This window comes from Metamycoplasma faucium (genome assembly GCF_045160055.1).
GTDB lineage: Bacteria > Bacillota_I > Bacilli_A > Mycoplasmatales > Metamycoplasmataceae > Metamycoplasma > Metamycoplasma faucium.
Genome location: NZ_CP088155.1, coordinates 790647 through 806567, shown reverse-complemented (window position 1 = coordinate 806567; position 15921 = coordinate 790647). Strand labels below are relative to the sequence as shown.

Genomic DNA, 15921 nt, shown 5'->3' with positions numbered 1-15921 from the left:
AGTTTAATTATTATATTTAATTAAATAAGGTAAACATTTATTATTAAAATATAATTAATTTTCATTAAATTATTAACATATTTATTAACATTATAATTAAAAAAAATTGTCTATAAATAAGCACTTTTTTTAGATTACGAATAAAAAATTAAACAAAATTTAATGTTAATAATTTTAATGTTTACAACGCATTGAAGATTATTATTAAATTTTAGATTATTTAAAATTTGTTCTTAAATTAATATGAAGTAATTTTGATTTTTTGGTAAAATAGTAGCATTATTAAATTAATAACATATTAATGTAGGAGAGTTATTATGAAAAGAACTTATCAACCAAAAAAACGTAAACATATAAAAGTTCATGGTTTTATGGCAAGAATGTTAACTAAAAACGGAAGAAAAGTTTTAGCTTCAAGACGTGCAAAAGGAAGAAAAAGACTAACTGTTTCTGATTCAAAATAGTTAAATTTTTAAAATGTTTACTAAAAAAAATATTATTAGAAAAAATTGAGAGTTTCAAAAAATATTATCTTTAAAAAAACAAATTATTTCAAAAGAACTTATCATATATTTTAATAAGTCAACTAATTTTAAAATTTTTAAAATTGGTATTTCTATTCCAAAACAATTTGCTAATGCAGTTATGCGTAATCATTATAAAAATCAAATTAAATCTATCCTCAGAAATTTAAATTTAGATGATTATAAATTTGAATGTGTTTTAATAACTAGAAAAACATTTTTTCAATTAGATTTTCTTAAAAAGCAAAATGAAATATATAACCTATTAGAAAGGATTAAGAATGGCAAAATTAACTAAATCAAAATTTTATAATGATTTTAGAGCTAATAAGCCAAAAGAAGAACTTCAACAACAAAGACGTTCAGCATGACTAAAAGTTTGAAAATGAATCAAAATTATTTTAGTTGTCTTTTTTGCTGGAATTGGTGTTTTAGGTTGTGTTCAATCATTTACAACAAAAACAGGGACAAAAGTTGGAACTGGAACTGAATTTTATACTACAACTAAAAAAGTATCGCCTAATGTTGAAACCTTTAGATATGATTCAAAATCAGAAACTTTTAACTTGGTAAATACTGCAAGCCACGTTAAAGATAATCCATATTTAGGTCTTAATAATAAAAACGAAAATTTAATTAATGATTTAAGAAAGCAAGATGAAAATACTGGTGCTTCATATGGTGTTTATAATGGTTCATCTTTAGGTATTAAGTTAGATAAAACACTTAAAAAAGAAGAAAATGGAAAAACCATAGAATATCATTCAACAATTGGAACAGAGGTTTATAGTAGCAATAAACGCTATCTTTACTATAATTTGTCTAAAGATAATGGAACAAAAGTATATAATCCAGTTAACAAATTTAGTGAATATAATTTAATATCACCTTCATATTTAAGTCAAGAAGTAGTCAGTGATAAAGGTGAAAAATCAACCATAACTAGATATGATTTATTAAAAGAAATTAGTGAAGATAAATTAACTAATAAAGTTGATTTTGGTTCTTCGCCTGTTGAATTTTTTGCTAGAGACATACTTGAAACTTTAATGAAAAAAACTTATGAAGAATGATTTAATAGAAATGTCCAAAACATTAATTGATTATTAGATCCAAGCAAAGAAGATAAGAATAAGAAATTAAAAAGTATTGATGGAATTTTTCCTCCACTACCAGAAAATGCAACATTTGAACAAAAAATGCAAAGACTAGATGAATTGCATAAATTCTTTTTAAAGTCTAATGTTAATAAAAATATTGGTGAAAATAAACATTTATTTCCAACCGATCCTTTTTGAACTAAAACATTTAGTGAATATGGAAATAAAACATTTAATGAATTAACACCGTATCAACAATCTTTAGCGCTTAAAAAATGGGATAAATATGAATGAATAACTAAAGCTAATGAATTATTTAGTGCCGAACAAATAATGTTTGCAAAATATAGTTCAATGCTTAATTATAAAAAAACTTATAAAGGAATTGATAAAATTAATCATTTCAAAAAAAGCGAATATTATTTATCATTTTTAACGGCCGGTGGAAATTATAATTCTTTCCAACCTTTATCAAATTTATTATATGGGAATAATAATATTAATCAAAAAGCATTAGTCACTCAAAAAGATTATTGAGGTCAAGGACCGTTTTTTGGAATGTTTGTTCAACCTATTAATTGATTTATGCATAAAATAATTAGTGGATTAGACACCACTGGATGAAGTATAATCCTAGCATTAGTTGTAACTGTTATAATAGTTCGTTTCATTGCAATGTTAATTTCATTTAAGAGTTTATTTAGTCAACAAAAAATGGAAGAAGTTAATAAGAAAAAAGCTAAAATTGAAGCAAAATACGCTGAATATAAAAATGATAAACAAATGCAACAAAAGAAACAAACTGAAATTGCTGAATTATATCGTCAAGAAAAAATTTCACCATTCTCATCTTTTGCATCAATGTTTATTACACTTCCTATCTTAATTGTTGTTTATAGAATTATTTCAAGTTCCCCTGAAATAAAACAAGCTACATGATATGGAATTCAATTTTCAAGTTCATCATTTAGAAGATTGTTTAAAGGAGAATGAAAATATTTACCATTAATAGTTTTCTCTTTAGGAATTCAAGCATTAGCACAGTATTTACCAAAACTTTTAAATATTAAAAAGAAAAAGTCACTGCGAGCCGATGCTTATGAACAAGAAGCTATTAAAAAATCAAATAAACGTAGCAATATGATACAATTAATTTTTATTGGAATGGGTGCATTCTTTAGTGCAGGACTTCAAATTTACTGAATAATTGGAGGAATTTGAACTATTTTCCAAAATCTATTTGTTCATTACTTTTCTAAAACAAAAATATTTAAAGAAAAAATTGAACCAAAATTATTTAAAACTGCTTAAATTATGATATACTAAGATAGTACAGTTAAAAAGTTATAGTTTACTAAGGTATTGTACGTTCTAAAATAAGGCGCAAGTAATTGCTGCCGAAATGCTCTCCTCTTGGAGAGTTTTTTTTATATAATTTATATAAAAAATAATTAAAAGAGGTATTTATGAAAAAAGTTACAGTAGGATTTGATTTGGGGATAGGATCTGTTGGTTGGTCGATAATTGATAATGAAACAAATCAAATTTTAGATCTTGGTTCAAGATTATTTTCTGAACCAATTTTAGCTGCAGAAAGAAGACAACATCGCAGTCAACGTAGAATGTTGCGTAGAAGAAAATTTAGAAATGAAAAATTTACGAGATTAGTTTTAAGGTATAATGATATCTTTGGTTTTTCAAATAAAAATGAAATATATGAAAATTATTTAAATTGTTCAAAAGTATGGCCAAACATATTAGAGTTAAAGGTTAAAGCATTGTTTGAAAAAATTAATTCAAAAGAATTAGTTTGATTGTTACATGATTATTTGGAAAATCGAGGCTTTTTCTATGAAATAATTGAATCTGAAAATAATGAAAAGAAAAATATAAATTTAGGTGAAATTTCAGATTATAAATTTCCATCAGAAATAAAATATAATTTTCATAAAACCAATACATTTTCAAAATGTACATCAAAAAATGATTATTTCAATTTCTCCAATAAAGAATGAATAAAGGAATTAAAAAAGTTATTTGAAACTCAAAAAATAAATGATGAATTTATAAATCATTATTTTAAATTATTCAGTGCAATTAGAAACTTTGAAATTGGCCCTGGTAGTGAACATAGTGCGTCTCCATATGGTATATATGAAAAAACTGAGAATGGTATAATTAAAAAATATGAGACAATTTGAGAAAAAACAACTGGCAAATGTAGTATATTTACAAATGAATATCGAGCTCTTAAAGGTTTAGCTTCATATGAAATATTTAACATGCTTGAAGCGTTTAATAATATGAGATGAAATTTATCTCATGACTGAAGGATTAAAACAAATGAAAAAATTGATATTTTAAATAAACTTTTGAACAAATTTAAAGAATCAAAAAGATTTTCTAAGTTGGATAAAAAATATTTTGAAGATTCATTGAATAATTATTTAAAAAACAAAAATAGTCAAAATCAAATAGATTACAAAAATTTTAATAAAAATACGTATGGATTAATTGCTGGTAATGATAGAGAAAAATTACAATTTCCGGAATTAAGAAATATATTTGAAATAACTAGGATTTTATTTGAAGAAAATGTAGATCTTTCATTTTTAAAAATAGATTCTTCCATTCAAGAATGATTAACATTTTATGATAAAATCATTGAAATTTTATTAATTAATAGAGATATTCAAACTAGAATATCAAAATTAAATGAATCTAAAATCATAAAAGATTTCAAAATTTATTTTGTTAATGAAAGTCAAGAAAAAATAAATGATGTAATTAATAGACTTGCTAAAAGCAGTACTATTAAATCTTCATCAACGGGAAACTTGTCACTTAAAGCATTGAAGTTTTTTAATAAAAAATTACTTGAAAATAATTGAAATTTAGAAGAAATGAAGTGAAAAGATGAAGAAACTATAAATGTTTTAAAAAATAATAATAGAATTTCATTTCAATCTAATAAATATTTATCAAGTGAACCATTAAAAGATGCTATTTTACCTCCTTCGGTAAGAAGAACAATGGAACAAGCTATAAAAGTATTTAACGCTATTATTAAAGAATATTCTTCAGAATTTCTAGTTACAAATGTAGTTGTTGAATTAGCTAGAGAAAAGAATGATAAAGAAGCAAAAGCAAAAATTACTAAACGAAATAAAGAAAATAAAGAAAGAAATGAAAGTTTAGAACAATATGTTAGGGATCAAACGGGATTAGATTTGAGTGATCCTAAAATATCTAATTTCGCTAAATATAAGGTTTTTTTATATAAACAACAAGACAGAATTGATCCATATATAGGTAAAGAAATGCTTTTAGATAGAGTTATTTTAGATCCTAATTATTCAGAAGTTGATCATATAATACCTATAAGTATATCTTTTGATGATTCAAGCGCAAACAAAATTTTGGTTTTGAAAAGTAGTAATCAAGCTAAAGGACAAAGAATTCCATATGACTATATTAGCTCACAATCTAATAAAGATTGAAATTGAGAACAATATGTAAATTGATGTGAAAAAACTATTAAAAATGGAGATAATAGTAATTTTCCTTCTAAGGAATCTCAAAGTAAAAAGTTTAATAATTTAGTACTTAAAAATTTAGAATCTTTGGACAATAAATTTATCTCAAGAAATTTAAATGATACAAGATATGCAGCTAAATATTTTAGAGATATTTTGATTGAATATTCAAAATTACACAATAATCAATTCAAAGTAATTTGTATTAATGGCGCTATTACTTCTTATTTTAGAAAAACTACTGGTAATGGTAATAAAGACAGAAACAATCATTCACATCATGCTGAAGATGCTTCAATATTAGCTTTAATATCAAATAATGAAAAATGATTATATAACCATTTATATAAAGATGATTTAAATTGAATTCCATATAATTCAAACATGAAGATGAATGATAGTGAAACTGATGATGAATATGGGATTGTTAAAACTATTGAATTAGAATCTGAAGAAACTAAAAATATTAGAATTCAAGGAATTTCCGAAATTATTGTAAAAGCATTTAATAACAAACCTGAAGTTAAATATTCAAGGCAAATAAAAGAAAAAAATAATAATGAACTATTTAATAGTACTTTGTATGGCTTTATCGATAATGAGCAAAATGAAAATAAAATTATTAAAATACAAAAAATGAATTTAATTGGTGAAAAAAATAAAAATCTATCTAAATTTTTTGGTTCTAATCCTTCTGAAAAAGAAAAATTGTTAATTTATAAATCTCATAAATCTGAATATGAAAAATTAAACAAAATATATATTACTTATAGTGATAAATTAGGAAAAAACAAAAATCCATTTGTTGCGTATATGAAAGAATTAATAGAAAATGAAATTCAATTGAATGAAAGAAATTCTCAAATAAATAAATATTTACTCGAAAATTTATTAAATATGGGTAAAATGTTATATTTTAACACCGAAAACAACTCTTTTCAAATATTTTCAAATCTTAAATATACAACAGATGAAATTGAAAAAATAAATGTTATCTTTAATAAAAATTTAAATAACAAAATAACAAAAATGCTTATAGTATAATTTCTATTAATGCAAAAATTTACAAATTTGGTTCAAATAATAAAGATTGACTAAATGAAAAAATATATGACATTAATAAACTTAATGAATTGAAAAAATCGAAAAATATTAATATAAATTCTAAGCCAATTTATTATATTAAACAAAGTGATTGTTATCAAAAAAATGGCGATAATACAATTTGATATGTCGCCGGTTTTAGTGATAGCAATGAAAAAATTGATGTAAGGGAGATTTCAAAAACAACAAAGCAAACGCAAATAGCAATAAATGTATTTTTGAAAAATCATAAAAAAATTAATTTAGATGTTTTAGGAAACATTAAATAAAATATTTACAATCAAAATGAAATTGCGCAAAAAATAAATATAATTGAATAAAAAATAAGCTACATTGTAATATCAAGTGCAACACTATGAGATAATTTATAGAGTTGCATTTTTATATAAAAAAAGAGCAACCATTTTGCTTCAGAAGGCGGTTACTCATGATTAATAATTATAATCATTTAAATTATACCAATAGAATTCTAATAAAAGAATATTTAAGTAAAAATTACTCAATTAGGAAAATATCTAAAGAAATTAAAAAAAGTCCTTCAACAATATCACGAGAAATCAAAAGGAATTTTGATTGCTTTAATTTAGAATACAATCCTGAAATAGCTGATAAAAAAGCTATGACTAGGCATAAACACAAGTTTTATTTTTGAGATCGTCATATATATGAAAAATATGAAGATTTTACCAATCAATTTGTAGCATTATATGATGGTAAAAAATGAATGGTTGAAAATACTTATTTTTATATTAAAAATAATTTTAATTACCCTATCCCTTCGCTTAAAACAATTTTTAATTGGATAAATTCAGGAAAATGGGCTATACAACGGAAAGAATTATTGCGAAGATATTATAAAAAGGGCGGAAAAAGAGCAAATACAAATATAATTGATAGACTAGTTGGCGCTAAATATGTAAAGCCAATTTGAACTCGTCCACAAGAAATTAATGATAGATCTGAGTTTGGTCATTGAGAATTAGATCTTATTTGTGGCAGAAATGTTCGTGGGGCATATCATATCATTACATTTGTTGAACGAAAAACTAGATTTTGCTATACAGCAATGATAAAGGGAAAACATCCAGATAATTTAAATAGAATTCTTTCTAAACTTATAGGTTCCAACAATATTCCTGTTAGATCAATTACAACTGATAATGGATTTGAATTTAGAAAATTAGGGTTATTAGCTTATAAATTTGATATATGCATATATTTTACAGACAAATATGCATCTTGGCAAAAGGGAAGCAATGAAAATTGAAACGGTTTATTTAGAAGATATTTTCCTAAAGGAACTAATTTTGATGAAATTGATCCTGAATACATTAAAGAAGTGACATTAGAAATTAATTATAAACGTAGAAAAATATTGAACTGAAATTCTTCATTAGAATATTACAAGGAAAATTTAATTGAAACTTACAATAAGATTTTTGAATAATTATTAATATTTAATTTAAAAACACTATGTGTTTATTTTTAACATATTTTTTTACTTTTTTTAATACATGAATTTTTGAAAAAAGATAAAATAAAATATGAAGCACATAGTGTTGCACTTCATATTACTTTCTAGCAGAAGCATATGCTTCTCTTTAAGACGAACTACAACTTAAGACTTATCATTAGGCATTATAAATGTTAGATTTATGGGCTGCCTACTGTTCGATTACCCATAAATATCCTCTTAAGTTAATTAAAATTATGGTACCATAATAATTTGAAAATTATTCAAAATTATTTGATATTTTTTTATGATTCACTTCTTTTCTGTCTTTAGCATCTTTATTTTTGTTTATTTTCTTTTGTTTTAAAATAGCTTTTTTATTTTTAACCAATCTATTTTTTCTAGATCTCTTACCAGAACTAAATTTTTATCTATTCAAGTACGTAAAATTTTATATAAATTAATTATTAAGATATATTTATATAAATTAAGAATTAATTTATAATTTAAAAATTATATGATTGGAATAGATTTAACAAATAAAGATAGATTTAAAAATAATTATGAAAATATTGCAGAAAAAATATTACATTCATCTGAAAAAAAATTATTTTTAAAATTAAATAGTATAGATGAAAAAATTAATTTTATTGCTTCTAGGTGAGCAATAAAAGAAGCTTTATTTAAATGTGATAATAAGTATAAAAATTTTTCTAATATTTCTGTTATTAAAGATTTATTTGGAAGATATATATTTGAAGATTTAAATGATAAATTTGAAATTTCAACTTCAAATGAAGATAAATATATTATTGCAATTGTAAAAGATAAATAAAAAAATATAAAATATATAAAGAAATTACTTATTTTAAGGATTATTATGAAATTAAAAACTAGACTTTTTCTTAGAGGTATTGGTTTATTACATAACTATGTTAGCCTTAGGTCCAAGGCTTCAAGAGCTAAAAGAATGCCTGAATATTATTCTTTAGCTGAAAAATGTAAAATTTTTAGAACTAATGCATCATCAATACTAAAACATTTTGGTATTAAAATAAATGTAAAAGGTTTTGACAATATACCGGACGGACCCTGCTTATTAATACCTAATCATTCAACATATCTTGATCCATTGATTGTTGCATCATCATTATCAAATCAAGGTGATGGTAAGAAATTAAGCAAAAAATTTGCTTTCATAGCTAGATCTGAAGTTGCCAGAAAAAAATCTGTTAAAGCAATAGCTGATTTAATTAATACATATTATTTAGATTTTTCTAAACCTCGTGAAATATTAAACACATTATTAGATTTTGGTGCATATGTAAAGAACAATAAAGTTTCTGGAATTATTTTTGCTGAGGGAACGCGAACTAAAGATGGAAAACTTGGAGAATTTAATTCAGGTGCTTTTAAACTTGCACAGGCTTCATATTTACCAATTGTCCCTGTCACAATTAATAATGCATGCAATGCAATGGACAAAAATCGAGATGCAAAGCTAAATATTGATGTAGTGTTTCATCAACAAATAAAACCAATTGTTTTTCAAACTCTTGACAGTAAAGATTTGGCTGAACATGTTAAAAATATAATTGCTTCAGAATATAAAGATCAAAAAATAACTTCTGATGAAACCATTAAAAATAAATTTACTAAGAAAGTAAATAATAAGGAATAAAAATGATAATAGATCCAAAAGAAAAAAAAGTAGAAGAAATCTCATTGGAAAATCAAGAAGAATCTAAAGAAACAAAGTCAAAAGAAAAGCAAGATAAAAAAAATAAGAAAACTTTTGAAAATGCAACAGAAGAAAAATATAGTTTTAAATTATCTAATTTCGATGGTCCTTTAGATTTATTAGTATCTTTAATAAAAGATAAAAATATTGATATTTTTGAAGTAGATTTAGCTGAACTTGCATCTCAATATCTTGAAATTATTAAAAATTTACAAGATAATGAATTTGATATAGCTTCTGAATATCTTGTTATGGCAGCAACACTATTACAACTAAAAGCAAGAATGCTGCTTCAAGATCCAGAAGTTGAAGAAGAAGTCAAACAAGAAAAGAAAAGATTGCTTGAACAGATTGCAGAATATGAAAAATTCAAAGAAATTTCTAAAACATTGCGTGATAAGGAAAATGAAAGAAAAGATTTGTTTGGGAAACCTCAAGATGATTTAACAGATTTTATTCGTGAAACAGATGACAGTGTTTTAGATGGACATACAAATAGTTCTCGTTTAGTTGTAACGTTACGTAAAATGTTTGAAAGGACATATGCTGAATTAATTAGAAATGTTACAATTACTACAGTTGCAGTTAGTCCTGAAGAGCAAAAAAAACGTATAATAGAATTATTTAGAAATAGAAATGAAGTTTCATTTAAAGAAATATTTGATGTGCCAACAAAAGGACACTTTGTAATTACATTGTTAGCTGTTTTGGATTTAGCAAGACAACAAATAGTTATAATGGAACAACTTGAAAATGAAGGAATTATAAAATTCACAAAAGGAGCAGAATATGAATAACAAAATAATTGAAGCATTATTATTTGTACAAGGAACTGAAGGGCTAAGCAGTATCCAATTAAAAGATATTTTTAAATTAAATACAGTTCATGAAGCTAGAAAATTATTAAGAGATTTTAAAGAAAAATTTAATAAAGAAAATGCGCACGGTATTAGAGTTTATGAATTTAATGATGTTTTTAAATTTTTAACCACCCCTGAAGTTAAACCAGCAATTGAAGAATTAGCAACAGTTGTTAAAAAACAACATCTTTCAAATGCAGGTATTGAAGTTGCAGGAATTATTGCTTATAAACAACCAGTTACTCGTGGAATGATTAGCAATATTAGAGGAATTGTAAGTGATAACATCGTTGCTACTTTATTAACTAAAGGTATAATTGAAGAAGTTGGAGTTTCGCCTACACCAGGGAACCCGATTTTATATGGTATTACTAATAAATTTTATGATTATTTCCAAATAAAAACGTTAGCAGAATTACCACCTTTTCCAGAATTTGCTAGATATGTTGAAGAAGATGATGGCATTGAAAAAGATTTTAATCTATTTGATTCTCAAAGACAAGACGAACCAATTCGTGATGTGACATTATCAACCGATGATGAGGGTTCTGAAATAAAAAATGAATAAAACTTTAATTGCAAAAAATAATGACGTTAACAGGTCATTATTTAAATATTTAGTAATAATGTTAAATAATGTTCCCATTTCACGAATAGAAAAATTATTTAGATTAAGGGACATCAAAGTTAATGGAATAAGAACTAACGATAAACAATACAAATTAAAATTGGGTGATGAAATAATTGTTTATGGTTTAAATGATTTATTCAAAGAAAATATTGAATCAAAAGTTGAAATAAATTTTTCAGTTATTTATGAAGACAAAAACTTGTTAATAATTGATAAAGCAAAAAATGTTGCAATTCATTCTGAAGAAAATTGTTTAAATGAACAAGTTTTAAAGTATTTAAACTATAAAAAAAATTCTTCATTTGTTCCATCTTCAATAGGAAGACTTGATAAAAAAACTAGTGGATTAATTTTGTATGCTAAAAATTATAAAACATTAGTAGAATTTGAAGAAAAGCAAAAATATTTTGACAAAGTCTACCAATTTGTGTCTGATTATAATATTCCAGATAGAAAAATTGTAACTGTTAGAATTAAAAAAGATATTGCCAATGAAAAAATGGTTGTTGATAGTAAATTTGGAGTACAAGCAAAAACCGCTTTTTGAATTGACGGTAATCGAAAATATGCTCAAATTTTAACAGGCAAAAAACATCAAATTAGAGTTACACTTCAAAATATTGGTTTTCCAATTTTAGGTGATACAAAATATGGCGGTAAAAGAGCGAGACGAATGTTTTTACATTCATATTCAATAACACTTCATAATTTGAATGAAGATTTTAGTGAATATAATGAACAAATATTTATTTGTTCTCCACATTGATAGGATTAAAACATGGATGAAAAAAAAGTTAAAGAATTAGTAAAAAAAATTTATTTAAACCCTTCTAAAGAAGTAATCGATTTAACAATTCATTTATATAAAAAAATTGATAAAGGGTTAGAGAAATTTGAAAATGATTCAGTTTTTCAAAGTATTGATAAATTTATGCCAATTTCAAGAGTGGATGAAAGTTCAATAAAATTTGAAGATTTAAGAGAAGATTATGAAGATGAAACATTTAAATTATCTAAACAAAATATTTTTAAAAATTCAAATAATGTGGAAAATGATTTAATTTTCATAAAGAAGGTATTAAATGATAATTAATAAAGGTAATTTAAGAAAAGCTTATGAAGAATTAAAACTGAATAAAAATAATGCTATTGCTTATTTATTTAGTAATACGAAATTAAATCAAGACACAAGCAAATTACTATCTAATTGCATTTTTACAATTAAAGATAACTATGCTGATTTAAATGTTCCATGTCGTGGTTCAAGTTTATTTTTAAAAGAGTTTTATCCAAACTATAAATCTACAGTTCAAAAACTTCTTGAAGACGAAGGTGCAATTTGTGTTGCGCGAACCAATTTAGATGAATTTGGACTCGGAGGTTCCGGCGAACATTCAGCCTATGGTAAAATTTTTCACCCTCTAAATGATAAATATTTAGTTGGAGGTTCATCATCCGGAGCTGCAGCCACATTTACAAATAACATATCTTTTGCAATTGGTTCTGATACAGGAGACTCAGTTAGAAAACCCGCATCTAATATTGGAAAAATAGGATTTAAACCAAGCTATGGTGCAATTTCTCGTTATGGACTATATGCATTTGCAACAAGTATGGACACTGTTGCATATTTCGCACATAATATAAATGACTTAATTTTATTAAGTTCTGTTTTATATAAAGAAGATAAAAAACATGACTTAAGTTCCAAAAACCTTTCATTTAATTACAATGATGTTTGTATCCAAAAACCAAAAACAGTTGCTTATTTAGACTGTTTTAACGAATTAGAGCCATATGTTGCAAAAGCATATAAAAATTTATTGGAAAAACTCCAAAAAAATGGAATTAAAATAATTAATATTAAAGTTGATAAAACATTGCTTGAATCAATCGATACTGTATACCGTGTTATTGCATTTTCAGAAGCATCATCAAATTTGTCTAATTTGACTGGTATTAGTTTTGAAAATTCTAATGATAATAAAAATTGAGAAGAGTATAGCACTGAATTGCGCACAAAAAATATTGGAACTATGGCACAAGCTAGATTAATACTTGGTTCATATTTTCTAGAAAAAGAAAACCAAATTAAATATTTTTTAAAAGCAAAAAAAATAAGAGCTTATTTACAAAATTATTTTAATGATATTCATAATAAATATGATCTTTTTATTTTTCCAGCATCTAATGATTCAGCACCAATGGCAAACAAACAATATAAATCTTCATATATGGATTATATTTTAACATTAGCTAATTTAGTAGGTAATCCTTCACTAACTATGAAAATGGGAACTAATCCAAATAATAATTTACCATTCAATATTGCTCTTGATACAAAAATGTATGATGATGTTAAATTGTTTTCATATTCTTTATATATGGAAAAATTGTTAGGAGAAAACAATGAATAATGATTTATGAGAATTAGTAATAGGGATAGAAATTCATATTGAACTTAATACTAAAACAAAAATGTTTTCACCAATTCTTAATAATTTTAATAGTACACCTAATAGTAATGTTTCAAATATTGATTTAGCATATCCTGGTTCTTTACCGCTTGTTAATAAAGAAGCCATTATTAAGGGTATAAAACTTGCAAAGGCATTAAATATGGAAATTGATCCCCTTGTTCAATTTGACCGTAAAAATTATTTTTACCCCGATTTACCGAAAGGATACCAAATAACCCAACAATTCTATCCAATTGGGAAAAATGGAAAAATCAAAATAAAAGTTGAAAATGAATGGAAAGAAATAAAAATTGAAAGAATTCATTTGGAAGAAGATACTGCAAAATCAATTCATTCAAAGGATAAGACTTATTTAAATTATAATCGAGCAGGTGTTCCATTAATTGAAATAGTATCACATCCAGTTATTCATTCAGCAAAAGAAGCTGCTGCATATGTTGAAGCAATTCGTCAAACAGCATTATGTTTAAATATTAGTGATGCTAAAATGAATGAAGGAAGTTTAAGAACTGATATTAATATATCAATTCGAGAAAAAGGAACAAATGTTTTTAATAATAGGGTTGAAGTTAAAAATTTAAACTCTATTTCTAATGTACAAAAAGCAATTGAGTTTGAAGCTAAAAGACAAATAAATATATATCAAAATGGTAAAACAGTGGTACAAGAAACACGCCGATTTGATGAACAACTAAAAGAAACTGTTTCAATGCGTCTTAAAACAGATAGTATTGATTATAAATACTTTTCTGAACCAAATATTCCTCCAATTTTAATTCCTAATGAAATTATTAATAATTTAAAAATTGAAGAATTGCCTTTTGAAAAAGAACAAAGATATTTAGCTAACGGCCTAAACTTAGTTCAAGTTAATCAACTAATTAATAATATTGAATATGCTTTATATTTTGATGCAATTCCATTGCTAGAATTTAAGAAAAAAGCTAATTTATTTTTTGCTCATATTACAAGTTTTTTGAATGATACAAAATTAAACATCAAAGATTTAAAATTAAACCATCAAGAATGTTTTGAACTATTTAATTATATTATTGAAGGAAAAATTAACAAAGCAAATGTTAATGCAATATTAACTTATAAACAAAATGATGCAACTTCTTTATCGTTAAAAGATATTATTAAAAAATTAGATCTATTTATTGAGCAAACTACTTTTTCACTTGAAGAAATTATTACGCTTATATTTAAAGAGCAACCTGATTTATTTAAGAATTTTAAAAAAAATATTGATCGTAATAAAAAGTTTTTAATTGGTCAAATAATGAAAAAAACAATGGGTAAGGCAAAATTAGATAATTTAGATATAATATTAAATAAGTTGGTTAAATAATGAAAAAAAAGTGAAATCTAAAAACTGGTTGACAAAATAATAACGACAATGATGATGACAATAATGAAAACGAACCCAAAAAGGTTCAAAATAGTCAAATTATTCAAAGTGTTCCAAAAAGAAATATTGTAGAACGTATTATCAAATGAATAATTTATGCTATTTTATTCATTGCCATTCCTCGATATTTACGTAGTAGCAGAACAAAAGGAAAAGAAATAATTAATTCAGCGTATACAAAACTAAATTCAAATGAATTTGCTTTTATACCTGCAGGGTATGCTTTATATTTATTTCTTTCATTTATACCTGTTTCGCTTATTTTACTTTCAATAATTACCCCAATTCGAGTAGAATATGATATTGTTTTTAGGCATGCAATTTTAGGTCTTATTATTCCTGGTATTAGTGAAATAATTCCTGAAAATATTTCAACTGTCTGAAATAATCCCGGCGGAGCTGTTGCTTTAGTATTACTTGTTATTTCAGTTATTTTAATTTCATCAAAAGGATATTCAAAATTTATTGTTTCAATTGATGCTTTGTATGAACATAAAACTTCGTTTCGCGCCTGAAAAGGAAGAATTAAAGGTATTTTTATATCAATAGTATTAATTTTAGGGTTAAGTCTTATTTTATTTGCTTTTACAGCATTTGTAACTTTTTTAATTGAAAAAGCAGGCTTTGGTAAATTCCCTGAAGATTTAAAAACGGTAAAATCTTTTAAAGATTTAGAACCTACATTAGAACTAAAATTAACTTTTTACTTTATGGTTATATTAATATTACCTCCAATAACTTATTTATCGTTTGCTTTATTTTATTTATATTCACCTAACTTTAGATTAAAATTTAATCAAGTTCACCCTGGCGCTTTAATTACATCAATACCCACTTCATTATTTATATTAATATTCGGTTCCTTAACATCATTAATTCAATATCATAAATATGGACCTGTGGCAGCATTTATGTATTTAATTTTACTTGTTACATTTATTTCATATTTTACTTATGCAGGTGTCATTGTTAATTCAAGTTTTTATAAAACATTTGTAAATATAATTACAATTGATAAAGTATCAATATTTAAAAGAAAATAAGGTTAATAATATTTTAATAATTTTTATTAAAATATAAA

Annotated in this window: 15 protein-coding genes; all 15 read left to right on the top strand. The window is 24.2% G+C overall.

The annotated features are described in order from the left end of the window. Positions 1 to 317 precede the first annotated feature (317 nt). Positions 318 to 464 carry a 50S ribosomal protein L34 gene (rpmH, locus tag LQ356_RS03665; protein ID WP_405311619.1) on the top strand — a complete coding sequence of 49 codons (147 nt, stop codon included), beginning with the start codon at positions 318 to 320 and terminating at the stop codon, positions 462 to 464. A 13-nt stretch (positions 465 to 477) separates the two neighbouring features. Further along, a complete protein-coding gene (gene rnpA / locus LQ356_RS03660; RefSeq protein WP_405311618.1) occupies positions 478 to 822 on the top strand; it encodes a ribonuclease P protein component in 345 nt (114 codons plus the stop codon). Next, positions 806 to 2935: a membrane protein insertase YidC gene (yidC, locus tag LQ356_RS03655; protein WP_405311616.1), complete on the top strand. Its 2130-nt coding sequence runs from the start codon at positions 806 to 808 to the stop codon at positions 2933 to 2935. Before rnpA ends, yidC begins: the two co-directional genes overlap by 17 nt. 155 nt (positions 2936 to 3090) lie before the next feature. After that, a complete protein-coding gene (gene cas9, locus LQ356_RS03650; RefSeq protein WP_405311615.1) occupies positions 3091 to 6204 on the top strand; it encodes a type II CRISPR RNA-guided endonuclease Cas9 in 3114 nt (1037 codons plus the stop codon). 89 nt (positions 6205 to 6293) lie between these two features. Next, positions 6294 to 6533 (top strand): hypothetical protein, encoded by a 240-nt coding sequence (locus tag LQ356_RS03645; protein ID WP_405311613.1) that lies wholly within the window; start codon positions 6294 to 6296, stop codon positions 6531 to 6533. 158 nt (positions 6534 to 6691) lie between these two features. Continuing rightward, positions 6692 to 7711 carry an IS30 family transposase gene (locus tag LQ356_RS03640; protein WP_405311318.1) on the top strand — a complete coding sequence of 340 codons (1020 nt, stop codon included), beginning with the start codon at positions 6692 to 6694 and terminating at the stop codon, positions 7709 to 7711. Between the two features lie 523 nt (positions 7712 to 8234). After that, positions 8235 to 8552, top strand: coding sequence for a 4'-phosphopantetheinyl transferase superfamily protein (locus tag LQ356_RS03635; protein ID WP_405311611.1), 318 nt, complete (start codon positions 8235 to 8237; stop codon positions 8550 to 8552). 45 nt (positions 8553 to 8597) lie between these two features. After that, positions 8598 to 9398 (top strand): lysophospholipid acyltransferase family protein, encoded by an 801-nt coding sequence (locus tag LQ356_RS03630; protein ID WP_405311610.1) that lies wholly within the window; start codon positions 8598 to 8600, stop codon positions 9396 to 9398. A gap of 2 nt (positions 9399 to 9400) precedes the next feature. Continuing rightward, positions 9401 to 10255, top strand: a complete 855-nt coding sequence (locus tag LQ356_RS03625) for a segregation/condensation protein A (RefSeq protein ID WP_405311608.1) — start codon at positions 9401 to 9403, stop codon at positions 10253 to 10255. Beyond that, the gene (gene scpB / locus LQ356_RS03620; protein WP_405311606.1) at positions 10248 to 10886 is read left to right on the top strand and encodes an SMC-Scp complex subunit ScpB; all 639 of its coding nucleotides are present in this window, start codon (positions 10248 to 10250) and stop codon (positions 10884 to 10886) included. Before LQ356_RS03625 ends, scpB begins: the two co-directional genes overlap by 8 nt. After that, positions 10879 to 11718 (top strand): pseudouridine synthase, encoded by an 840-nt coding sequence (locus tag LQ356_RS03615; RefSeq protein ID WP_405311604.1) that lies wholly within the window; start codon positions 10879 to 10881, stop codon positions 11716 to 11718. Before scpB ends, LQ356_RS03615 begins: the two co-directional genes overlap by 8 nt. Positions 11719 to 11727: 9 nt before the next feature. Next, positions 11728 to 12042, top strand: a complete 315-nt coding sequence (locus LQ356_RS03610) for a glutamyl-tRNA amidotransferase (protein WP_405311603.1) — start codon at positions 11728 to 11730, stop codon at positions 12040 to 12042. Beyond that, on the top strand, positions 12032 to 13366 hold the full coding sequence (locus tag LQ356_RS03605; protein WP_405311601.1) for an amidase family protein: 1335 nt from the start codon (positions 12032 to 12034) through the stop codon (positions 13364 to 13366). The genes LQ356_RS03610 and LQ356_RS03605 overlap by 11 nt, the downstream gene beginning before the upstream one ends. After that, positions 13359 to 14780 (top strand): Asp-tRNA(Asn)/Glu-tRNA(Gln) amidotransferase subunit GatB, encoded by a 1422-nt coding sequence (gatB, locus tag LQ356_RS03600; protein ID WP_405311599.1) that lies wholly within the window; start codon positions 13359 to 13361, stop codon positions 14778 to 14780. Before LQ356_RS03605 ends, gatB begins: the two co-directional genes overlap by 8 nt. Further along, positions 14780 to 15883 carry a YhjD/YihY/BrkB family envelope integrity protein gene (locus LQ356_RS03595; protein WP_405311598.1) on the top strand — a complete coding sequence of 368 codons (1104 nt, stop codon included), beginning with the start codon at positions 14780 to 14782 and terminating at the stop codon, positions 15881 to 15883. Before gatB ends, LQ356_RS03595 begins: the two co-directional genes overlap by 1 nt. The last annotated feature ends 38 nt before the right edge of the window (positions 15884 to 15921 follow it).